At 55.7% G+C, this 20,205-nt stretch carries 18 protein-coding genes; 8 read left to right on the plus strand and 10 right to left on the minus strand.

Annotated elements, in window-relative coordinates; all coding sequences use genetic code 11:
* Positions 1 to 71: 71 nt before the first annotated feature.
* From AC2TEM_RS15775 to AC2TEM_RS15795, 5 genes are all read left to right on the plus strand, one after another.
* Positions 72 to 1,031 carry a tripartite tricarboxylate transporter substrate binding protein gene (locus AC2TEM_RS15775; protein WP_170425015.1) on the plus strand — a complete coding sequence of 320 codons (960 nt, stop codon included), beginning with the start codon at positions 72 to 74 and terminating at the stop codon, positions 1,029 to 1,031.
* 69 nt (positions 1,032 to 1,100) lie between these two features.
* A complete protein-coding gene (locus AC2TEM_RS15780) occupies positions 1,101 to 1,568 on the plus strand; it encodes a tripartite tricarboxylate transporter TctB family protein (RefSeq protein WP_170425010.1) in 468 nt (155 codons plus the stop codon).
* A gap of 6 nt (positions 1,569 to 1,574) precedes the next feature.
* On the plus strand, positions 1,575 to 3,089 hold the full coding sequence (locus AC2TEM_RS15785; protein WP_170425007.1) for a tripartite tricarboxylate transporter permease: 1,515 nt from the start codon (positions 1,575 to 1,577) through the stop codon (positions 3,087 to 3,089).
* The gene (locus tag AC2TEM_RS15790) at positions 3,082 to 4,197 is read left to right on the plus strand and encodes a lyase family protein (RefSeq protein WP_170425004.1); all 1,116 of its coding nucleotides are present in this window, start codon (positions 3,082 to 3,084) and stop codon (positions 4,195 to 4,197) included. The genes AC2TEM_RS15785 and AC2TEM_RS15790 overlap by 8 nt, the downstream gene beginning before the upstream one ends.
* Before the next feature lie 56 nt (positions 4,198 to 4,253).
* Complete coding sequence (locus AC2TEM_RS15795; protein WP_170425001.1) at positions 4,254 to 5,135, plus strand: NmrA family NAD(P)-binding protein; 882 nt, start codon at positions 4,254 to 4,256, stop codon at positions 5,133 to 5,135.
* Here AC2TEM_RS15795 and AC2TEM_RS15800 read toward each other — a convergent pair.
* Together AC2TEM_RS15800 and AC2TEM_RS15805 are read right to left on the minus strand one after the other, a co-directional pair.
* Positions 5,132 to 5,770 carry a substrate-binding domain-containing protein gene (locus tag AC2TEM_RS15800; RefSeq protein ID WP_170424998.1) on the minus strand — a complete coding sequence of 213 codons (639 nt, stop codon included), beginning with the start codon at positions 5,768 to 5,770 and terminating at the stop codon, positions 5,132 to 5,134. The two genes, AC2TEM_RS15795 and AC2TEM_RS15800, sit on opposite strands and share 4 nt — an antisense overlap.
* 3 nt (positions 5,771 to 5,773) lie before the next feature.
* Entirely contained in the window at positions 5,774 to 6,034 is a 261-nt protein-coding gene (locus AC2TEM_RS15805; RefSeq protein WP_170424995.1) for a helix-turn-helix domain-containing protein, read from the minus strand.
* Between the two features lie 103 nt (positions 6,035 to 6,137).
* Here AC2TEM_RS15805 and AC2TEM_RS15810 point away from each other — a divergent pair, with 103 nt between their 5' ends.
* Positions 6,138 to 6,374, plus strand: a complete 237-nt coding sequence (locus AC2TEM_RS15810; RefSeq protein WP_170424990.1) for a PACE efflux transporter — start codon at positions 6,138 to 6,140, stop codon at positions 6,372 to 6,374.
* 58 nt (positions 6,375 to 6,432) lie between these two features.
* Here the strand turns inward: AC2TEM_RS15810 and AC2TEM_RS15815 are convergent, their stop codons facing one another.
* Complete coding sequence (locus AC2TEM_RS15815) at positions 6,433 to 7,467, minus strand: hypothetical protein (protein ID WP_170609172.1); 1,035 nt, start codon at positions 7,465 to 7,467, stop codon at positions 6,433 to 6,435.
* 670 nt (positions 7,468 to 8,137) lie between these two features.
* On the opposite strand from AC2TEM_RS15815, the gene AC2TEM_RS15820 reads away from it, so the two are divergent.
* Positions 8,138 to 11,230, plus strand: a complete 3,093-nt coding sequence (locus AC2TEM_RS15820; protein WP_480790564.1) for a hypothetical protein — start codon at positions 8,138 to 8,140, stop codon at positions 11,228 to 11,230.
* Positions 11,231 to 11,456: 226 nt separating this feature from the next.
* On the opposite strand, the gene tcuB is transcribed toward AC2TEM_RS15820, so the two are convergent.
* Genes tcuB through AC2TEM_RS15835 form a run of 3 tightly spaced genes read right to left on the minus strand, consistent with a single transcriptional unit; the run spans position 11,457 to position 14,603 of the window.
* A complete protein-coding gene (gene tcuB / locus AC2TEM_RS15825) occupies positions 11,457 to 12,527 on the minus strand; it encodes a tricarballylate utilization 4Fe-4S protein TcuB (RefSeq protein WP_170424983.1) in 1,071 nt (356 codons plus the stop codon).
* Positions 12,517 to 13,911: an FAD-dependent tricarballylate dehydrogenase TcuA gene (gene tcuA, locus AC2TEM_RS15830; RefSeq protein WP_170424980.1), complete on the minus strand. Its 1,395-nt coding sequence runs from the start codon at positions 13,909 to 13,911 to the stop codon at positions 12,517 to 12,519. The genes tcuB and tcuA overlap by 11 nt, the downstream gene beginning before the upstream one ends.
* 11 nt (positions 13,912 to 13,922) lie before the next feature.
* Positions 13,923 to 14,603: a GntR family transcriptional regulator gene (locus AC2TEM_RS15835; RefSeq protein ID WP_170392730.1), complete on the minus strand. Its 681-nt coding sequence runs from the start codon at positions 14,601 to 14,603 to the stop codon at positions 13,923 to 13,925.
* Between the two features lie 78 nt (positions 14,604 to 14,681).
* Here AC2TEM_RS15835 and AC2TEM_RS15840 point away from each other — a divergent pair, with 78 nt between their 5' ends.
* Positions 14,682 to 15,746: an AbrB family transcriptional regulator gene (locus AC2TEM_RS15840; RefSeq protein ID WP_170424977.1), complete on the plus strand. Its 1,065-nt coding sequence runs from the start codon at positions 14,682 to 14,684 to the stop codon at positions 15,744 to 15,746.
* On the opposite strand, the gene AC2TEM_RS15845 is transcribed toward AC2TEM_RS15840, so the two are convergent.
* The 4 genes from AC2TEM_RS15845 to AC2TEM_RS15860 form a co-directional block, all read right to left on the minus strand.
* Positions 15,715 to 16,695, minus strand: a complete 981-nt coding sequence (locus tag AC2TEM_RS15845; protein ID WP_170402496.1) for a D-2-hydroxyacid dehydrogenase family protein — start codon at positions 16,693 to 16,695, stop codon at positions 15,715 to 15,717. The genes AC2TEM_RS15840 and AC2TEM_RS15845 overlap by 32 nt on opposite strands.
* On the minus strand, positions 16,692 to 16,928 hold the full coding sequence (locus tag AC2TEM_RS15850) for a hypothetical protein (protein WP_170391780.1): 237 nt from the start codon (positions 16,926 to 16,928) through the stop codon (positions 16,692 to 16,694). The genes AC2TEM_RS15845 and AC2TEM_RS15850 overlap by 4 nt, the downstream gene beginning before the upstream one ends.
* A gap of 51 nt (positions 16,929 to 16,979) precedes the next feature.
* Complete coding sequence (locus AC2TEM_RS15855; RefSeq protein WP_170424974.1) at positions 16,980 to 18,068, minus strand: 4-oxalomesaconate tautomerase; 1,089 nt, start codon at positions 18,066 to 18,068, stop codon at positions 16,980 to 16,982.
* A 92-nt stretch (positions 18,069 to 18,160) separates the two neighbouring features.
* Positions 18,161 to 20,191, minus strand: coding sequence for a tripartite tricarboxylate transporter permease (locus tag AC2TEM_RS15860; protein ID WP_480856301.1), 2,031 nt, complete (start codon positions 20,189 to 20,191; stop codon positions 18,161 to 18,163).
* Between the last annotated feature and the right edge of the window lie 14 nt (positions 20,192 to 20,205).

The following is a 20,205-nucleotide window of genomic DNA, read 5'->3' on the forward strand; positions in this document are numbered from 1 at the left end:
TAACATATTTGCATTTTTTACAATTGATGTTTTCGCGTAATTTGATCCCAAGCGAATTTGGGAGGTTACTCATGAAACGCAGAACGCTTCTTGGTGCTGTTATTGCCGCCATAGCCGTCACCACGACTGCCACCGCAACCTTTGCAGCGGATTGGCCAAAACGACCAATCAACCTGGTTGTTCCCTACAAGGCCGGGGGTGGTACTGACGCCTATGCCCGCGCCATCTCGGCCGCGGCGGAAGGCACGTTGGATGTGCCCGTTGTTGTGGTCAACAAGCCGGGGTCGGGCGGCCTGAATGGGGCCAATGCGGTGGTTGGCGCACGGCCCGACGGGTATACTCTGATGATGACATCCGGAGGATCGTTCCTTTTGTCGACGATGACCCGAGATACTGACATTGATGCATTGGAGAGCTTCGATTTTGTCGCTCAGGTAGGACAATTGCAGACGTCGCTTATGGTACCAGTCAACAGTCCGTATCAGACCGTTCAGGATTTAATTGACGCGGCCAAGGCCAATCCCGGCGAGCTGCGTTGGGCACACTCGGGGCGTGGTGGATTCCACCACGTCGGTGGGTTGGGCTTTCTGGCCAGTAACGGGATTGACGCCCAGGATGTGCCGTTCAAAGGCGGCGGGCCGACCCGGGCTGCCCTGATCGGCGAGCAGGCTGATTTCGGGTTCCTTGGCGTTCAGCAACTTGCTGGTTTTCAAGAGCAGTTGAGGGCACTGGCCGTCAACAGTCAGGAGCGGGATGGGATCATGACTGATGTCCCCTCGTTTGGTGAGCTGGGCATTCCATTCGCTGCAGTATCATCCCCAGTGATCGTCTTTGCACCTAAGGGCACACCGGTAGAAGTGATTGCTGCGTTGGAGACCGCGCTGGAAGAAATTGCCGCCAAGCCAGAATTTGCGGAACTCCTTGCCTCACGCGGAACCGGCCCGGTCTACCAGAATGGAGCGGACGCAAAAACAACCCTATCCGCAATGAAAGAGGACGCCACTCCCTTGATCCAAAGCCTGACCAACTAATGTCCTCATGGTCGGGTGAACAATGGTCACCCGACCCCCTTGTTCATGTTGATATCTCGGAGGAAAGACATGCGTGCCTATGCAGAAGGTCTGGTGCTTGCCCTCATCTCAATCTTTGCAATCTGGGGGGCCTGGCAAGTACCGGCCGCATCTCCGGGCGATACATGGGCCGGGATTGTGCCATTCTCCGCCGCTCTCGCTCTACTTGCTCTGTCCGGTGTTATGGTGTTGAGCGCAACGCGCCAGACGGCGGGTGATACAAGTGACGATCAAGACAGCAACGCGACTTTACAGATCATAGGTCTGTTTATCATCGCTATGCTGTACCAGCAGTCGTTCCGTTGGTTCGGCTACCTGCTGCCGACTGCGATCGTGACGCCGATCGTCCTCTACATTTTCGGAGTACGCAGTCCGATCGGATTGGTTTTGTCGATCGTTCTTTGCCCGCTGGCCTTCCATCTCATCTTTTTTGTCCTGCTGGGTGTGTACCCGCCATATGGCGAAGTTTTCGACCTTCTCAGCTGGATTCAGGGGTAAAACATCATGGAGATCTTTCCTGCACTTCTGTCGGTGGTGACTGACCCTACATTGCTCTTTGCCATCGTACTTGCAGCGGCGGTTGGGATGGTGGTTGGTGCGACACCTGGTCTTACTGCCTCTGCGGCCATCGCGATGTTGCTTCCAATCACCTTTTATATGTCGCCGATCTTTGCGTTGGCATTTCTGTATGTGATCGGCAAGTCCGGTCGGTACGGCGGCTCGATCGCAGCAATCCTGTTCAACACACCCGGAACAGCGGCCAGTGCAGCGACTCAGATCGATGGCTATCCGTTGGCACGAGCGGGCAAAGCAGGAAAAGCTATGAAAGTGGCGACAATCTCGTCCGTCATCGGCGACCTGTTGGGGGATGTCCTGCTGGTCATCGGTGTAGGTTTCATCGCGGCCGTCGCACTGAAACTCGGCCCGCCTGAAACTTTCGCCATCTACTTTGCCGCTTTTGTCGTAATCGGTTCTGTCATTGGCAATTCCATCGTCAAGGGTCTGGCATCGGCCTTGATGGGCATTCTGATCGCCATGGTCGGGCTGGACCCGATTTCAAGCGAAGAGCGCTATGCATTCGGATCGTTCGATCTATCCAATGGCATCGGCTTGGTACCCCTGATGATAGGTGTTTTTGTATTGGGCGAAGTATTCGCGCAGCTAGAATCCCGCCGCAAGGCTACCGGGGAGACCAAAGAGAATGAAACCACAGCGGATGGCAACAGTCTGACCTGGGCGGAATACAAACCCTGTCTTCCGCACGCATTGCGTGGTGGGTTCATCGGCGCAGGCATCGGAGTATTGCCCGGCCTGGGATCGGCGATCGCGGCGTTCATCTCTTATGGAGAAGGCAAACGCCGCGCAAACAACTCCGAGATGTGGGGCAAGGGGGCACTAGAAGGCGTTGCCGCACCTGAGGCTGCCAATAATGCTGTGTCCGGTCCATCAATGGCTCCATTGCTGACGCTGGGCATTCCAGGTTCGACCATCGGGGCAATATTGCTGGGCGTTTTCCTGATCCACGGCATTCAGGTTGGTCCGACCTTATTCCTGACGGATAAGGAGCTGGTGTACAAACTTTTTGCATGCGGCATGCTGGGTATTCTGGCTTATGGCTTGATCGGTTATTTCGGCGCCACACAAGTTGCCCGCCTGATCCTGAAGATTCCGACCAATGTGCTGTATCCACTGATCTTCCTAACCGCGTTTGTAGCAGCCTATTCAGCCAGTGGATCGATGTTTGACGTAACCGTCATGACCGTAGCGGGGTTCGCCGGCTGGCTGATGCGGAAATACGACTTCAACGTTGCAGCGTTCGTAATTTCCTTTGTGCTGGCTAAGGGTGCCGAGGAAACCTTTCGCCAATCCCTACTGATGTCCGAAGGCGGCGCACTGATATTTGTCGAACGCCCCATAGCTCTTGCGTTCATCATCGTCGGCTTTGCTGCCATGGCGTTCCGAATCCGAGGTATCGTCAAAGAACGCCGCATCTCTCGTGGAGGGCTCGAAGATGCTTGAATACAGTATCTACCGAGATTGCTTTTCCAGCGCCGATATGCGGTCGATCTGGTCTGAGCACGCCACGATATCCGCCTGGCTTAAGGTCGAACAGGTTCTTGCGGCGCATCAAGCTGCGGCTGCTCTAATCCCGATTGAGGCTGCTGAAGCAATTGAGGAGATTTCGATCTGCGATCTGAACCATGAGGAATTGCGGAAAGAGATGATGTTTGTTGGCCGCCCCATCGTAGGACTGGCCAAACAGTTGCGCCAACTATTGCCAGAACACTCGGCCCATGTGCACTATCGTACGACCACGCAGGATGTGATGGACACGGCGTTGGCGATGCAGATGAAACTGGGGCTTGAGCAAATACAAAGCACCCTCGGCGATGTCATGGCTGCGATCGCTCATCATATTTCCGCCCATCCAGACACAATGATGATGGGAAGAACCAATGGTCAGCATGCTGTGCCCATTCGCCTTGCGACGAAGCTTGAAGTCTGGAGATCTGAACTGGGTCGGCGGTCTGAGGCACTTCAAGAGGCGGCAAAACGTGGATTGAATGTTCAGATTGGTGGCCCCGTCGGAGACTTGCGCGAATATGAAAATGGCATTGGTCGCCAGATTAAACAGGATGTTGCTCATTCACTCGGTCTGAACGTCGTCGAACCGCACTGGCAGAACGCTCGTGACGGTATCGCTGACATCGTCACCGCCCTTGGCTCGCTTTGCGGGACGCTGTGCAAAATCGCCCACAACGTCAATCAACTGTCATCATCCGACATCGGTGAATTCGCCGAAGTTCATGAACCTGGCAAAGGATCGTCTTCAGCGATGGCCCACAAACGAAATCAACGCGCATCGGAATTTGGGGAGGCCGTCGCTCGGCTGGGACGCCAACGGGCCGGACAAATAGGTGAACTGACCCATCATGAGCATGAACGATCGGGTGGCGTCTGGATTGGGGAATGGATCGTTGTTCCCGAGGTCTTTCTTTTGACTTCCGGCGCGCTGCATTGGTCGGAACGGATGTTCAAGAGTTTAGTGACCGATACTAACGCGATGGCGCTGCTGGTTTCGTCTTATCGCCCTGTGAATAGTATCTATCATCTAGATAGATCATAACTAAACACATCGCATCCTGACTTGTCGAAGCGTGGCAGAACACAGGAGATGCCACTATGACCAAGAAGATCACAATCATCGGTGCCACAGGCCATTTGGGGCATCGCGTGACCGCGAAACTTGTTGAGAAAGGTGCAGAAGTAACTGCCATCGTGCGTGATCCTGAGGCGGCAAAATCAATGCTTCCCACGCAAGTTCGGCTTATCCAGGGCGACGTGTCGGACTTGGCCAGCCTGAGATCAGCCCTTCACGGCACTGAGACGCTGTACATTACGCTGAATACCGAATCTCTGGACACCACCGCACCATTCCACACAGAGCGGGAAGGCGTAATTAACATTATCGCGGCAGCAAAAGAGGTCGATGTTCAGCACATCATGCCAATTGCAGGGGTCGACTACGCGTATCCGCAGTTTTCGACCGAGGGCATGGCCTATGGCACCAACGCGATACGCACGGGCGGGATCAATGCCATCAAAGCATCTGGCATTCCTTATACTTTTTTCTTTTGCTCCTTCTTTTTGGATTCATTGCCCAAGCTATTGATGGACAATCAATTGGCCGTAATCGGAAATCACATTCATCCAATCTGGTTCACCAATCCCAGCGATCTTGCAGAACTCGTCCACAATGCCATCAGTAACGATGCTGCCAAAAACATGGAATTTGCCGTGCAGGGTCAACAGGCCGTCACGTATACCGAAGCGGCCAAAGAATTCCTCGCTTCTTTCGCCCCCGAGGCGGAGGTGGTTGAGTTACCCATGGATGCTCTTGATGAAATGGGGCTGCCGGAAGAGCAGGCCGTTTTCATCGAACACGTTTTGACGTTTGTGCAACAGTTGCGGGAAGAGCAAGTGGACAGAGAAACCCGTGGGATTTTTGGAGCGCCAAAACACACCATTACCTCATTCGCCGAGGAGCTTCGAAATGAGGCTTAAGTCACGTTGGAATTTTGAATAACGGCTTTTTCAGCGAGCAACTCCTTAAGCCTTACCGTCGCTCGACCTATAGGCCTTTCGAAAGACCAGATCATATCCACCGAGCGTTCGGCGTAGTTCTTGGTCTCGAATTGCAGTGGCAGGATTTTTAACGCTCCGGTCTGAACAAAGACGTCCACCGCGTGCAATGGCAGCGCCGACCACCCTAGGCCGGCCTGCACAAGATCAATGGCTTCCGATGCAGTGCTGACCTGCCAAATAGACGACGATGCCTTAAGGATAGCGCTGTTGGGATTATCGGCTTCCTTCAATAATATCTGACGATGTAGTCGCAATTCTTCCCAAGAGACTGACGACATTTGAGCAAGCGGACCTTCGGGATGGCTGACACACACCAGCCTGAGCGTGCCCAATGAGCAAAAGTCTAGGGCCTGGGGGATGCCCTCAGGTTCCAGAATAACCCCCAAATCCACCACACCATCGACGATCAGTCGCTGAATCTCAGCGGCAGTAAAGGCACGTATCTCCACATCGACAGAAGGAAATTCTTCACTGAAGCTGCGAATGATCTCTCCCAGATTGGCCAGTTTGATGTGCGGCGCCATGGCGAGGGTAACGCGGTTTTCCAATGTCATGGACTAGGCATCTGCAACCGCTAGAAAACGGCTGCGCTGTTCCAACAGAATTTCGGCCGGTGAGATCAACGCCTCTCCTGCTTTGGTAAGCGAGGGATATCTTCGGCTGCGATCGAAAAGCTCGACATCCAGATCGACCTCTAGATTGGCGACCAAAGTGCTGATCACCGATTGTGCTTTGTTGCGTTTTCTGGCTGCGGCGGAAAAGGAACCTTCGTTATGGGTAGTAACGAACGCCGCCAACTGCTCGAATGACGCGCGCATCAGAACCCTCTTCCCATCTATCTATTATCAGTATGGTAGGCAGCTTTATGGATCGTAACAACAGTCCGTACTTGCCCAACGATATGAATTGAGGAGAACTTTCATGAGCTTTGCCGGTCGGATTGTGCACGCGGTGTTGTTCGAGATCTTTGCGCTTATAAGTATTGCCCTAATACTTCCGCTAATCACACATATCGACGCGCAGAAATCATTGATGCTTGGGGTGTTCTTCTCCTTGGCAGCGATGCTTTGGAGCGTTGACTTTAATATCACGTTTGATTGGTCGCATTTCAAACTGGTCAACCAGTCCAATTCGTCTGTTTCGAGTTATCGCAACTGACCAGTGATTACGCCCAATGCGTATGCCTTTATGCTGATGATGGGATTCTCATAATCCGCTAAAGGAACAGATATGGGGAACCATTGGGCCAGTGATCTTCAATCCTGGTCCGTTGAGCGTCGTCAAAGTTCAGGTGTGCGACCTGAGCATTTGTGAACTCTTCTCGCATGGCATGGATTAATCCTGCGGGTTTTATGGCATCGGGAATCTCTGCCGCCTTTTCAACATGGGGCTCGACTGCTGTTTCGCCCAATTTGATCGCCGGTCCGAGCAGTGCGAAGGCAGGATTGATGGACAGAGCTGCGATCGCACCAATGAATTCAGCGATGCCCGCGCCCCATTTCAATCTGACTGGTATTTTGGTGGCTGCAACAGCCTTTGCGTAGGCCTTAACCAGCGTCTCCATGCGCTCGCGCGCCTCTTGTTTGCTGGTTCCTCTCAAAGCTTCGACCGATGTCCAGGCACGCAAGGCGTTGCGGTGTTCCTGCACCTCAGGCATTGCGCAAAGATCAAGCGCGGCCTTGATCTGGTCTTGATGAGAGCGGGTCTTGCCCTCAGCAGTTTCGTGATGAGGAACCAGAAATTCCCAACCAAACGCGCGCAGCAAAGGTTCCTGCTCTGGAGTGTCATCAAGGAAAGCCTGAGGGCCATCATAGGCCGGGATAACTGCGACCTCGGTGAGAGGTATTCCCTTGATTAGCGCCCGGTTCCGTTTGGCATCCACGAAATCCTGAAGAACCCGACGGGTTAGGTGAAACGCAGGCGCATCGAAATCCTCTTCCTTTAGCGCTGCTTCGAATCCGGGCTGTTGCTGAAGATCGGCCACATCCATTTCGGCGTCCGTAGCGATCTTTCGTTTTTTCCACTCCATGTGGTGCGCGTTGTCCCAGGAAACCTCCATCAAACGATCTCTGGGAATCCAGCTTAGTATCTTGTCCTGGCGCACCGGGTTCCATTTTGCAGGCCAAGTCGCTCCTTGCGGTGGCCGGGGGATCACCAGTGTCTCGAAAAGCACCAACTCGGCGACGAAAGCGCTCGGTCGAAGATGATCGCGCACTGACATGGTGCCCCAAAGCTGCGACGAATTGTTCATGGCATTTCTCCTGCAATCGTCTTGCAGATCAGGTTACCATCTTTGTGCACCAACCCAAGATGGTTGCTTGGGTATGCCCAAACAAAGCTGATGTAGCTTATGCAACAGGAATGCGGAAAACTCATCTCGCCGCGCTCGCAATTCCGCGCCACCATTTCTAATAGCGCCCCAAATGCCAAGCGTTGTCGCGAACGACTGGTCAGGCAATGCAGCGGTGCGATAGGGCGGTATTTCCCGAAAATCCGGTCGCACCATTCTAGGCCATCAATGTGAATGTCCGCGTAGAGGATATTCATGGCTTCCTAGTCTGATGACCCTCTTCTTCAGCAACACAGTGATTACATCCGTGATGGCGTTGCAAATTCGATGCCAGTTGCACGGCGCTAACCGTTACATACCTACAGCTACAGCTCCGCCTTGACCGAGAGCCTCGGGTGAGCGGCGATAGCAAAACAAAGGTGATCGTGTCTTCAGGCTTAGCTGGCAGATTTTTGCGGGAATCGGCAATAAATGCTACGATAGCTTTGTTGGCAGGATCGCCGCTGGGTCTCTCCGGCCATCGCGCTTCGTTATTCTTTTTTATTACAACAAGTTCTTTTTTCTGCCGTTCGGCCGGGCGATCCGGGGCTTCTGGCCCAGCGTTTTAGAATGATTTTGAACGGAGGCAGACATGCCCGAAACAGTATTTGAACGCGCGCCAGACGGCGCGATCATTGGACTTCAGCATCATGGCGACCCTCTTGGAGGGCGTTCTAAAGGAACCAGTGCGCTGGATGTGGCACAGGCTTATGCCGCCGAAGTGGCGGGGCTTTACCGGATAAAGCCCGATTTTCTTGACAGGCTCGGCGAGAGTGTTTCAGGCAAGTATAATCGCGAGGAGGGCAGCAAGCTGCGGCTGGAAGAAGCCAAGGCAGTACAGTCCTTTCTGGTCTACACATTTCGTCAGACACATCACGGCATCCCGGTCTGGGAGCGCGGTCTGACACTGCGCATGGCCGGCCCAGACAATGTGGTCACCGGTTCGTCCTCAAGTGTTGCTGCCGATATCGAACTCAGCAACGCCCCTACTCCGCCTGCTGGCCGCGACAAACAAGCTGGCACGGTTCTGCGCGAAGCTGTGAAAGGGGCCAAGTTCACAAAATTCAAGGTTAATGACACCCGGGACTTTGTCTATCGCTACGACACAGAACATCGCCTGCCACACAAAGAACCGGGCGAGATCGAAGGGGCCGAGTTAACCCCGCTGCCAGAGATTGGTCGTGTGCCAAAGGGCATCAAGGACGGCGAATGGCGTTTCGTAAGCCTTGTACATTTTGGCTGCAAAATTCCCGACTACGGAGAGCTGAACTGGCGAGCATTGGTCGATTGGGAAACCGGCGCGGTGCTTTACATCCGGCCATTGGTGGGGTGTGTTTCGGGTTACGTCTTCACAGACGACCCGATATCACTTTCAGGAGATTCAGAGCTTGATCCGACGGCCCCGGTTGCGCTTTTGGATGCGCAACGCGAACTGGTGGCGCTGGAACGGTTGATATTACCGGGCGGTGGCGCACCGGTGGAACTAAGCGGCGAATTGGTGGCGGTACGGGATCTCGACACACCAAACATCGCCCCACCGACTGAAAACGCCGGTGCAGCATCGATCTTTGATTATCCCGCCGACAGCGACGATTTCGCGGCGGTCTGTGCGTACTACAACCATGATTTCCTGTATCGCTTCGTCCAGTCTTTGGGCTTCGATCTGCCCAGCTATTTCGACGGGGTGACCTTCCCAGTGGATGTTGATCACCGCTGGTTCAATCCCATTGCAGGACCGGTGAATGCTCAGGCGCCAGGCAATGCCATAGGCAATGGTGTGCTACGCTTTCGTTATGCGCTTGCGGCAAATGGCTCCACAGTCGGCATGGCCACAGACTCGCGCGTATCGGCGCATGAATTCGGGCACGCGGTGCTATGGGATCATCTCAATTGGCCCAATTTCGGCTTTTGTCATGGGTTTGGTGACGCGCTGGCGGCAATACTCTACGATCCTCAAGGTATTGCGCCGGATCGTTTCCGTACCTTCCCCTTCAGCAACCTAATCACCCGGCGATGGGACCGGTCGGTCGCCTCGGGTTGGGGCTGGGGTGGCACGATGGACGTGGGCGGATATCGGTCGACCGAGATCAATGCCACTACGTTAGGCCGAATCTATCGATCTCTCGGAGGTGATTCCACAGAACTCGACGACAGGCTGCATGCCAGCCGCTACACGATCTATCTGATCCTGCAGGCGGTGCCGCTTTTGGCCGGGATCGTGCCCAACACAGTCGAAGGTTTTTCCCGCGCCTTGCAGGAATCAGACGAGAACACCGCTCAATTCGACGGTGCAGCCGGAGGCTGGGCACACAAAGTGGTACGCTGGGGCTTTGAGAAACAGGCGCTCTACAACGGATCCCCGCCTGATGTTGACGTCTTCATTGATGACGGACGACAGGGTGAATACCCTTGGCACCAACCGGGCAACAATGCTCCCGGCTTCTGGAATCGGCACCGCCCTGACGGCGGCACCGACCACGAGACTCCGCGCCGCTGCGTCGAGAATTATCTGTATGTCCGGATCGGCAATCGCGGCAACTACCCAGCCCAATCAGTGACTTTGTCACTAGCCCGCGCGACGGAAGGCAAGGGCACCACATGGCCGGATGACTGGGATCCGCTTATCGTAGGCGAACCTATCGGCCAATCAGTGCATTGTGGCGACGAAGTGATCGTCGGCCCGATCCCATGGTGCCCCGAGGACCTGTGCGAGGAATACATTCTTGCCAGCGTGGATACGCCAGAAGACCGCAGCAATGTCGAAACGATCGCAGGCAGTCTGCCTGTCGATCGACTGGCGCTTGGTGACAACAACGTCGCCCTTCGCCGAATGGAGGTGAACCGCGCCGAAGATGACACCCCTTGCTGCGAGGAGGAAGAACCGAAGATGACGTATCGTTACGCTGTCAAGTTCGTCTGCGGCTGTTCCAAGGGCCGCATTTTGTCCCAGGGCCGCTATCACACAGCAATCAACATCGGAAACGGCAGCGGCGATGCTGTGCGTTTTCGTAAACGGGTGTCGTCGGCCTTGCCAAACGAAAAACCGGGCAATGTCTCGGCCAGAACGAAAAACAAACTCGGTCCCTGGGAATCGATGGAGATCGATTGCGAGGATGTGGCACGACACCTGCGGGTGGCCGAATGCTGTTTCCTGAAAGGGTTTGTCTTTATCGACAGCGAAACACCGCTGGACGTGGTCGCGGTATACACCGCTGCCCATGGTGAAGGCGAAGTGGAAACCATCGATGTCGAACCAGTCGTGCCTCGGCTGATCAAAAAGGTACCGCCCCCGCCACCGCCACCTCCGCCGCCGCCTCCACCCGAGGACAAGCCGGACCTGATCCCGGTGCAGCCCTTCCCTCCCGGCCCGCCACCCTTCCCGGCTTGGTATTGTGAGGAGCCGCGCAAGTTGAGGATCATCGTGCGTAACATTGGTGCAGGGGCTGCCGGGCCTTCGACCACGCGGGTCGATTTCTTCCAGAGCGGCGTGGTGGTCGATCTGCCGACACCGGCACTGGGGCCAAACGGGGATGAGACCACGCTATCGCTCGAATTCCCGGACGAGGTCAAAGGTGGCGAGCAGATCCCCTTCAAGATCACCGTCAATGCCAATCCGGCCGATGGTGTGACGGAGACAGACACCACCAACAACAGCGACTCTTCCTCCTGCGGCCTGGCCAGCTAAAGCAAACTGGGAGTGGCCCGGGCCATTATCGGCCCGGGCTGCGCGATCTAGAGGTGCTGGTCGCAAGGCTGCATCATGATCGTGATTGCGCTCTACGTACGGGAGGGCAATTTGCTTCAACGACACCAAGGTGGGACCGCCCTGTCTGATCCCAAAGTCAGACCTCAAGCTGCGATTTAAGTTTACTTTTTCACCGTTTCCCAAGGAGCGACAGGGTCGCCGCAGCCTAGTAACTATCTCTTTTCCGTTGCGCATCCTTAATAAGAGCAGCAAGCCGATAGAAACCGTGGGCCATCTTGGTGTAGGGCGTTAGCAGGAAGAATGTCAGGACCGATCCAAGATGAATAGCAAGCAACGCGGGCATCAAAGCCGTTGATCCGAAAGCGTAAAGAACAAGTCCGCTAAAACCGACGAATCCCAGCAACAGGATGAAACCGATATCGCCGCCCCATGCCGAAGCATCACCTAGATTACGATCGGACCTTTGCTTGAGAATTACCATGGCGCAGCAACCCACTGTCAACATCACACCGCCGGAAATTCCGAATAGTTTGGGCAAAGACCAGAACCCGTACGGCGCGTGAATTCCAAAGCCATAATGCATAACCGTTGCAATCGAGGTCGACGCGAAGCAAAGCAGGAAGCCATACATGATCGCGTGGTGAATATGACGTCGCGCCTGACTGAACCGGTCTTCTTCTTCAAAATTACAGCCTTCACCATGACCTGCGGCAAGATCCTGCATTTTGCCCGCTCGTTTGAAGGCGGCCAGCAGGTCCGCCATTTTGATGGGTTTTCCCCCCACCTCGGCCCAATAGCGCCTTAGGCTGATGGCAATGCTAAAGAGTGGCAGCAAGAATGCCGGAGCAAAAATCGCAACCATCGCATTATGCGACAGAACGGCATAAAACCCGTCCCCTCCGCTGGAACCTATCGCGCGAATTGCCCAGAACAACAGGGCAAATCCGACCACAAGTGCCAGCGCAATCGCCCCGCCATGGGTGTGAAATCGGCGCGCCAGCGGCTGCGGCCATGCGAAGCTTTCCCAGCTGTCCCTCCGTACCTCGGCCAGAGCCTTCGGCAAATTCAGGTCGAACTCGTGCGGGGCTGTGTACTGGCAGGCGTAGTAGCAGCCGCGGCAGTTGTGGCACAGGTTGGCCAGTTGCGTGATGTCCCCATCCGAGAACGCGCGTTCCGCATGAAGCGACGGAAAGACCGAGCAATAGCCCTCGCAATAGCGGCAGGCGTTGCAAATTTCAGCCTGACGGCGGGCTTCCTGTATCAATTCAATTTGCATAAGCGGCGGCCTCACGTCCTGCGATGCGTCCAAAGACGGTTCCGATGGTCATGCCGAAACCGGCTAGATAGCCTTGCCCAAGGATCGAGCCCGCCATGGTTTCGCCAGCCGCCCACATGTTTTTGATCTTGCCGTCGGCGCTCGAACATTGCGCGGCATCGTCGACTTTGAGGCCCAAATAGGTGAAGGTTACGCCCGTACGCAGCGAATAGCCGTAAAATGGCGGCTCGGTGATCGGACGCGCCCAGTTGGTCTTGGGCGGGTTCAAGCCAGATGTTGAAACGCCGTCCAGCTCTGTCGGATGAAAGGCGCTGGTGTCTCCGCAGGCGGCGTTGAATTCAGCGATTGTTGCGGCCAACTTTTCGGCAGGCAGGCCCATCATCCCGGCCAGTTCTTCCAACGTATCTGCCTTCAGCGGTGGAAACACCGACGGCATGAACAGATTCAACGAATTGGCGTCGATGATCACATAGCCAACTTGATCCGGTTGGGCTGCCACCAAGCGCCCCCAGATTGCATAGCGCTTGGGCCAGACATCCTCGCCCTCATCGTAGAAGCGCTCGGCATCCTTGTTCACGACGATCGAAAACGGCACGCAATCCAGACGGGTGACAATACCACCGTCAAATTTCGGTGCACGCCCATCAATAGCAACGGCGTGGCATTGGGTCGGGTCGCCAACACTCTCGACGCCTTGGTCCAGAAGATCAGCCAGGACCACGCCTCGGTTATAAGGAGTGCCTCGGATCAGAAAGTTTTTTGCAGGCTCACCCCATGCACGGGTCAGCCAATCCGTATCGGCCTGAAACCCGCCCGAGGCGACGATGACTGCCTTTGGCATTATCCGGTGGTTTTGACCTTCATAGGTATAGTCGACCCATTCGATCCGATCCCCGTTCAGCTCCAAATGCGTGACGGCGGCTTCGTACAAAACATCGATACCCAAACCCGCCGCAGTTCGGTAATAAGCATTCACCAGAGACTTCCCGCCTCCCATAAAAAAGGCATTTGTCCGCGCCAAAGAAAGTGTTCCGGAAAGAGAGGGTTGAAACCTGACACCGTGCTCTTCCATCCATGGCAGGCATTCCTCGGAAGTGCGGATCGCGAGGCGGGCCAGATGCTCGTCAGTTTTGCCGCCGGTGACCTTCATCAAGTCCGCGAGGTATTCGTCTTCGCTATACTCTTCGATCAACGGGCCCAAAGGGCCACCATGCATGCAGCGAAAATTGCGCGTATGGCGCGAGTTTCCTCCGCGATAGGGTTTTGGTGCGGTTTCCAGTATCAGAACGCGGGCACCGGCTTCCGCGGCGGTCATCGCGGCGCATAAAGCAGCGTTCCCGCCACCGATCACAGCGATATCGTAAGCTTCCTTTTGGGTGGCCATATCCTGTCTACCTAGTGATTTTCGTCGGTTGTCCGATCGCGTTCCTGCAACGCCCGGATACGCATTCGTTGTGCGGCCTGAATATGCCCGCGCATTTCTGTCTCGGCCGCCGCGCCATCACGTGCCTTCAGCGCGGCCATGATACGCCGATGTTCAGCGACTGCCGCTTCGGCCCGATCTCCGTCCAACAATTGCGACGGCCCAAGGATCAGCAGCGCCTTCTGCAAGGACAACATGGATTTCGCGAGAAATCGGTTCTTGGCTGCATCCAAAAGTGTGGCATGAAATATCCGGTTGATCCGAGCCGCGTCTGGACCTGTGCCAGCCTCGGCCAAACGATCATTCAAAACGTCCAACTCGTCCAATTCGACATCCGACGCCGCACGCGCTGCTAGACGGGCCGCAGTGCCTTCGAGCACTGCGCGCATCTCATAGAGCTCCATCACCTCGGCGTAATCCAGACTGCGGACGGTCGCGCCCTGCCGCGGTACATGCGTGACCAGGCCGTCGGTCTCCAGCTGCCGGATCGCCTCGCGCACCGGTGTTCGGCTGACACCCAACCGTTCAGACAGCTCAATCTCGCGCAGGCGCTCGCCGGGCAGAAGGGTGCCCTCGCGAATCTCATCCAACAGGCGTTGATACGCCGAATTGCCTTGCGGGCCAGGCTGTAAGGGGTCGTCCTGAATGGTCATCGCGTGCTCACTTGTCTTCTTGCGTCCATTTGTATACATTTGGATACATAGTGAGTCAATATTGTCGGAAGCTGCACTTTGCCCACCCAGAACAAAACACCTTCTCTCCTCGCAAAGCGGGCCCTAACACTGGGCTTGGCACTTCTTGGCACAGGGCTATTCTGGGCGTTGGATCTGCCATTGCCTTTTCTGTTCGGCCCGATGAGCGCGTGTCTGATTGCGGCTCTGGCTCATGCGCCAATGGAAGGCTTTGGTCAGGTCTCGATTGCGGCGCGCACCATACTTGGCGTGGCTGTGGGGGCTTCGATTACCCCAGCCCTATTTGCAGAACTGCCGAAGATGGCAGCGTCGATTGCACTGATCCCGTTCTTTATCCTGCTGATCGCGCTGGTCGGAGTGCCATTCTTCCGCAAGGTCTGGGGCTTTGATACCACGACCGCGTTTTACGCGGCCATGCCCGGCGGATTGCAGGATATGATCATCTTCGGGGCCGAGGCTGGCGCTAACCCGCGAACGCTGTCCCTGATCCACGGAACCCGCGTTCTGATTATTGTAACGCTGGCCCCTCTGTTTCTTACGGTGTTTTACGACGCCCAACTCACTAACCCAATCGGAGAACCCGCGCGCAACCTGCCGATACATGAATTGGCGCTGATGGTTCTTGCTGCCTTTGTCGGCTGGAAAGGCGGTGAGCGGATCGGCTTGTTCGGAGCGTCGATTCTAGGGCCAATGATCCTGACGGCTGCGTTGTCACTGGGCGACTTCATTCACACCCGACCGCCTCGCGAGGCCATCCTTGCAGCTCAGTTCTTTATCGGCTGCGGTATCGGCGTGAAATTCGTAGGTGTCACATGGGTCGAACTACGCCGTGTGGTAGCGGCGGGATTCGCCTATGTCATTGTCCTCGCCGTTCTGGCGGCCGCTTTCACTGCCGTTGTCACCACCTTGGGGCTGGGCCAACCGGTCGAGGCATTTTTGGCCTTTGCCCCCGGCGGGCAGGCAGAAATGACAGTTCTGGCCATCGTCTCAGGCGCGGATCTGGGCTTTGTGATCACGCATCATCTGACAAGGATCGTGTTGGTAATCATCGGTGCGCCGATAGCGGCCAACCTTATCCTGCGCTGGTCCAAACCTCGGGGTTGATCATGTGAACCGGAGCGCCTGCAGCGTAGGCGTTCACTTGATCGAAAATGTCCGAAAATTGCAGATCGAACTCATCCTCGGTCACAAAGCCGATATGCGGCGTCGCAATCAGATTTGGATGCGAAAGCAAGGGGTCTTTCGGATCATTGAGGGGTTCGGAATCGAAGACATCGATTGCGGCCTTCCCGGGATGGCCGGCATTCAGCGCCCCAAGCAATGCCCCTTTTGCAATAAGGCCAGCACGAGATGTATTCACAAACAGTGATCCCGGCTTCATGTGCGCGAAGTCTGACGCAGTAATGATGCCGTTTGTGCCTGGCTTTAGGCGAACATGGATCGAGACAACATCGCTGTTCGCAAAGAAAGCTTCGCGGTTCGCGGCGACCTGAACACCATCTGCCTGCGCCCGAACCCGGCCTTCATCTGAGGACCACCAGACTACATTCATTCCAAATGCCTCGGCGTAGCCCGCGACAACGCGTGCGATACGGCCATAGCCGTACAGTCCCAGCTGCCGCCCTCTCAGCGTCTTGCCAACTCCGGCCTGCCACCGCCCCGCTTTGACCGAGGCCATCTGCGCCGGTAAATCGCGCATCCCAGCCATGATCAGCGCCCAAGTGAGTTCGGCTGCAGCATATGAAGGCGTTCCACCATGCATGTTCGAACACAGCAGAACACCGTTGTCCGAGCATGCCTGCACATCAACGTGCGGATACACGCTGCGCTGACTTATCAATCTCAGGTTCGGCAGCTTTTCGATCAACTCGCGGGTAACTTTGGTGCGTTCGCGAAACAGAACTAACGCTTCGGCCTTCTGCAACCGTGCTGCCAATTCATCGGTATCCTCGACATGATCTGTCCAGATCTTCACTTCATGGTCGGATAGCTTTCCAAAACAAGGCAAGCCCTGCAGAGTATCAAACCAATCATCCAGAATGTGAACCTTCATCGACTTTCCACGCCCTGCCCGGTGTTCAGTTTTCTTGGCGTCGGCACAAAATGCAGCGTATCGAGTGCTGCAAGCGCATTGCGGACCCGCTCGCTTTGATCCAGCAAATGGTTGAACTGCTCATCGCACCCGGCGATCGGTGTCGGGTATTCCGCAATGTCCCGCCGCAGGACCGACTGCGCCAGCCTTAGTTCCTGACGCGCAATATCGAGGCATTCAGAATAATTGTTCATCGTGGCACCTTCATATTGTATACCTTAGTATACATAACGGAGATCCCAGTTTCAACTGCCACTCCACACAGATCCGGGTATATAGACATGCCCATCTGCAAGCTTTCGCGCAGTCCGCACCAGACCAGCAGACTTTACGTTGAAGTCCCCGTCATTCGAGAAGTCCACCAGCACATCAATCTTCCCAGAAGCGTGTTCCAGCACAACTTCAGCCGGGCTTGCCTTAGGTCGGTCCAACAACCCATCAGCGACGGTTCCGGGCGTCAAAGCACAAGACGCCATGCACTGCGCACCCGTAACGGCCATTGTCGGGTGAGTTTTCCATGGCATGAAATACCGAACTGCAAGGGTTCCGCCCTCTTTGGCTGGTGCCAACAGCCCGAATTTGGGGGTTACCGATTTCGATACATCCCCCATACCCATCAGTTCCCCGGCTTCGATCCGAACTGCCTCCATCCGGGCAAAGAACGAGCGGTTGGCGTCCAGTTCTTCCGCGCTTTCATACCCATTTAGTCCAAAATCGGTGGCGCGGGCCATAGCCATAGGCATCGCGACATCCATACAGGTCAGTTCGACCCCTTGCACCGTATCGCGCAGATTTCCGGTGGGCAGAAATGCACCTGTTGCCGAACCCACAACTCCCATAAAACTCAGTTGTACCGGTGCAGATTGCCCAGGAACTCCGGCAATCTCGGCATCGCCCTCATAGGCCAGTTCACCACCCGGGGTCTGCACTTTGGCAACCACTCGCGCACCCGTATTAACTGCGCGTATCCGGACCACGGTCTCATCGCCTTGAGGCTGAAACAAACCCATTTCAATTGCGGCCGGAGCGACGCCGGAAAGAATGTTTCCGCAAGTTGGCTTGAAGTCGACCAGCTTTTCCTCAACCGAAACCTGCGCGAAGAAATAATCGATATCGGCCCATTCATCATCGCTGACAGATAACATGGCTACCTTGGTCGTCACAGCATTACCGCCACCGATTCCGTCAATGTTAAACGCCTGCCCGGCCCCTAGGGCAGCGACCAGCACATCAGCCAACGTGTCCATATCCACGGGCAGGTCAGAGCGACGAAAATAGGGCCCCCGCGAAGTGCCGCCACGCATGAAGATATACGGGATTGCTGTCTGGGTCATTTCGAACCCCTCCTCTACAAACCGTCAAAAACTGTTGTGTTTTCAGCTTTGTCCGACCTGCCTGCTTCGCAGGCCGGACCTCAGTGGAGCATTCATTTCAGTGGCCATGGCAGGTTCACCATGTCTTGCAACAGCCCCGGTGGGAAATCCCGGTTCAGAGCGCCTGCCATGACGCACATGAAACCGATGCCGCAGGCTGTCAGGATCAGCGTCATCTGCCAGCTTGAACCGGCTCGAATGCGGAAGAAGGCAATCAGAAACCCGATCAGGGCTAGGATGAAACCAACAACCCACGTTGCCGCGATAAGACCTGCAAACCACGCCAACGTCGACCAAAGCCCATGCGGAGCGCTCGCATCTTCACCGGCAATTTCCTTATCGGCAAAGATTGCATCACCCTCGGGTCTCCGCATCATCTGGATCAGCAGGATCACGCAGCAGAACAAGGACACACTGCCGATCACCAACGGGATGATCTTGTCGGTCATGTTGTAGTCTGGGATCATGTTGGCGTTGATCAATGCCGCGATTAGGTAGGCCATGATCACCAGCAGGAAGATCAACGGCGCGCGCTTGCTGCCAGACTGGACTTCACCTTCGGCCATGATCATCTTAGCCTGCCGAATTCCTAAAATGACCGAAGCCACAGTGACCAAGATCAGAACAATCACGATCGGGCTGAAGACATACTCCATGCCCTCACCAAAGCTTTTGCGGAACCGGAATGAGGCAATCTGAAACGCCTGATTGGTAAACTTCTCAACCGGGTTCGACAGCACGAACCCAATAAGAAAGGCCGGACGCGACCAATCGAACCGGCGCAGGAAGATCCCGATCAGGCCGATCACAAACAGCGCCAGAAGGTCTTCGAAGTTCTGACCGGACTGGAAGGCTGCAAAGCTGATCAGCATGAACAGGAAAGGTGCCAGATAGGTGAAGCGGATCGTTGTCAGCTTGGCGATGCCTCCGGAAGCCGCGATGCACAGGATGGTGCCCACGACGTTGGCAAGCGCCAACAACCAAACGATCGAATAGGTGATGTCGAGATTGTCCTTGAGCATGCTTGGACCGACCTCGATGTCACCAGATCCCAACAGAGCCACTGCACCGATGAAGATCGCCATCGAGCCCGAGCCGGGAATGCCGAACAGTAGCGTAGGCACCAGCCCGCCGCCTTCCTTGGCGTTGTTTGAGCTTTCCGGCCCGATGACGCCACGCACTTCGCCCTTGCCGAAGTTGCTTTTATCTTTGGTCGATTGAACCGAATGGCCGTAAGCGATCCAGTCGACGACCGAACCGCCTAGGCCGGGAATGACGCCAACGACCACCCCGATGATCGAGCAGCGAACAGACAGCCAGATATTCGCGGCCCAGTCTTTGACGCCGTCCAGCCAACCCGCCCCCAGCGAAGCCCCTTTGGCAATCGATCGATCCTGCCGCAGCAGCGAGACGATTTCGGGAACGGCAAAGATGCCCAATCCAACGATGACCAGCTTCAAACCATCTGTCAGATACGGAATGTCATAGGTTGCCATACGGAGCGAACCGCCAGCGTCCGCCTCACCAATTGTGCCAACCATCAACCCAAGCCCAGCAGCTGCGATGCCCTTTAAGGGGATGCGCCCAGCCAGAATGGCAACCATGGAAAGGCCGAGGATGGTGATCATCAACATCTCTGGTAGACCAAACGCCAGAACGATGGGCCGCGCGACCAGAATGAACATTGTTAGGAAGGTTGCGCCGACCAAACCGCCAAACAGCGATGAAGCGAACGCGGCAGACAATGCCCGCGCGGCCTCACCCTTCTTCGCCATTGGGAAGCCGTCCAGGACAGTTGCCTGAGAGGCGGAACTGCCGGGGATCCCCATAAGAACAGAAGCAAAGGTGTCAGAGGTCGGAACAACGGCGACCATCCCGATCATCAGCGCCAATCCAAGGATCGGGTCCATCCCGAACATGAAAGGCAGCAACAGGGACAGACCAGCAATACCGCCAAGTCCCGGGAAAACACCTACGGCCAGTCCCATAACGACACCGAGAACAAGATACCCCAGTACGATAGGTTGCAGGATCAAACCCCACGCATCATTGAGCGCAGGAAGAGCGGTGGCGAAAACCTCCATAGCGGCCGCCTTTC

Source organism: Ruegeria sp. HKCCD3925 (assembly GCF_057221175.1).

Excerpts from the sequence above, each read along its gene's own strand:
- AC2TEM_RS15775 (WP_170425015.1), top strand. The coding sequence starts at position 72 with ATGAAACGCAGAACGCTTCTTGGTGCTGTTATTGCCGCCATAGCCGTC.
- AC2TEM_RS15780 (WP_170425010.1), top strand. The coding sequence starts at position 1,101 with ATGCGTGCCTATGCAGAAGGTCTGGTGCTTGCCCTCATCTCAATCTTT.
- AC2TEM_RS15785 (WP_170425007.1), top strand. The coding sequence starts at position 1,575 with ATGGAGATCTTTCCTGCACTTCTGTCGGTGGTGACTGACCCTACATTG.
- AC2TEM_RS15790 (WP_170425004.1), top strand. The coding sequence starts at position 3,082 with ATGCTTGAATACAGTATCTACCGAGATTGCTTTTCCAGCGCCGATATG.
- AC2TEM_RS15795 (WP_170425001.1), top strand. The coding sequence starts at position 4,254 with ATGACCAAGAAGATCACAATCATCGGTGCCACAGGCCATTTGGGGCAT.
- AC2TEM_RS15800 (WP_170424998.1), bottom strand. The coding sequence starts at position 5,770 with ATGACATTGGAAAACCGCGTTACCCTCGCCATGGCGCCGCACATCAAA.
- AC2TEM_RS15805 (WP_170424995.1), bottom strand. The coding sequence starts at position 6,034 with ATGCGCGCGTCATTCGAGCAGTTGGCGGCGTTCGTTACTACCCATAAC.
- AC2TEM_RS15810 (WP_170424990.1), top strand. The coding sequence starts at position 6,138 with ATGAGCTTTGCCGGTCGGATTGTGCACGCGGTGTTGTTCGAGATCTTT.
- AC2TEM_RS15815 (WP_170609172.1), bottom strand. The coding sequence starts at position 7,467 with ATGAACAATTCGTCGCAGCTTTGGGGCACCATGTCAGTGCGCGATCAT.
- AC2TEM_RS15820 (WP_480790564.1), top strand. The coding sequence starts at position 8,138 with ATGCCCGAAACAGTATTTGAACGCGCGCCAGACGGCGCGATCATTGGA.
- tcuB (WP_170424983.1), bottom strand. The coding sequence starts at position 12,527 with ATGCAAATTGAATTGATACAGGAAGCCCGCCGTCAGGCTGAAATTTGC.
- tcuA (WP_170424980.1), bottom strand. The coding sequence starts at position 13,911 with ATGGCCACCCAAAAGGAAGCTTACGATATCGCTGTGATCGGTGGCGGG.
- AC2TEM_RS15835 (WP_170392730.1), bottom strand. The coding sequence starts at position 14,603 with ATGACCATTCAGGACGACCCCTTACAGCCTGGCCCGCAAGGCAATTCG.
- AC2TEM_RS15845 (WP_170402496.1), bottom strand. The coding sequence starts at position 16,695 with ATGAAGGTTCACATTCTGGATGATTGGTTTGATACTCTGCAGGGCTTG.
- AC2TEM_RS15850 (WP_170391780.1), bottom strand. The coding sequence starts at position 16,928 with ATGAACAATTATTCTGAATGCCTCGATATTGCGCGTCAGGAACTAAGG.
- AC2TEM_RS15855 (WP_170424974.1), bottom strand. The coding sequence starts at position 18,068 with ATGACCCAGACAGCAATCCCGTATATCTTCATGCGTGGCGGCACTTCG.
- AC2TEM_RS15860 (WP_480856301.1), bottom strand. The coding sequence starts at position 20,191 with ATGGAGGTTTTCGCCACCGCTCTTCCTGCGCTCAATGATGCGTGGGGT.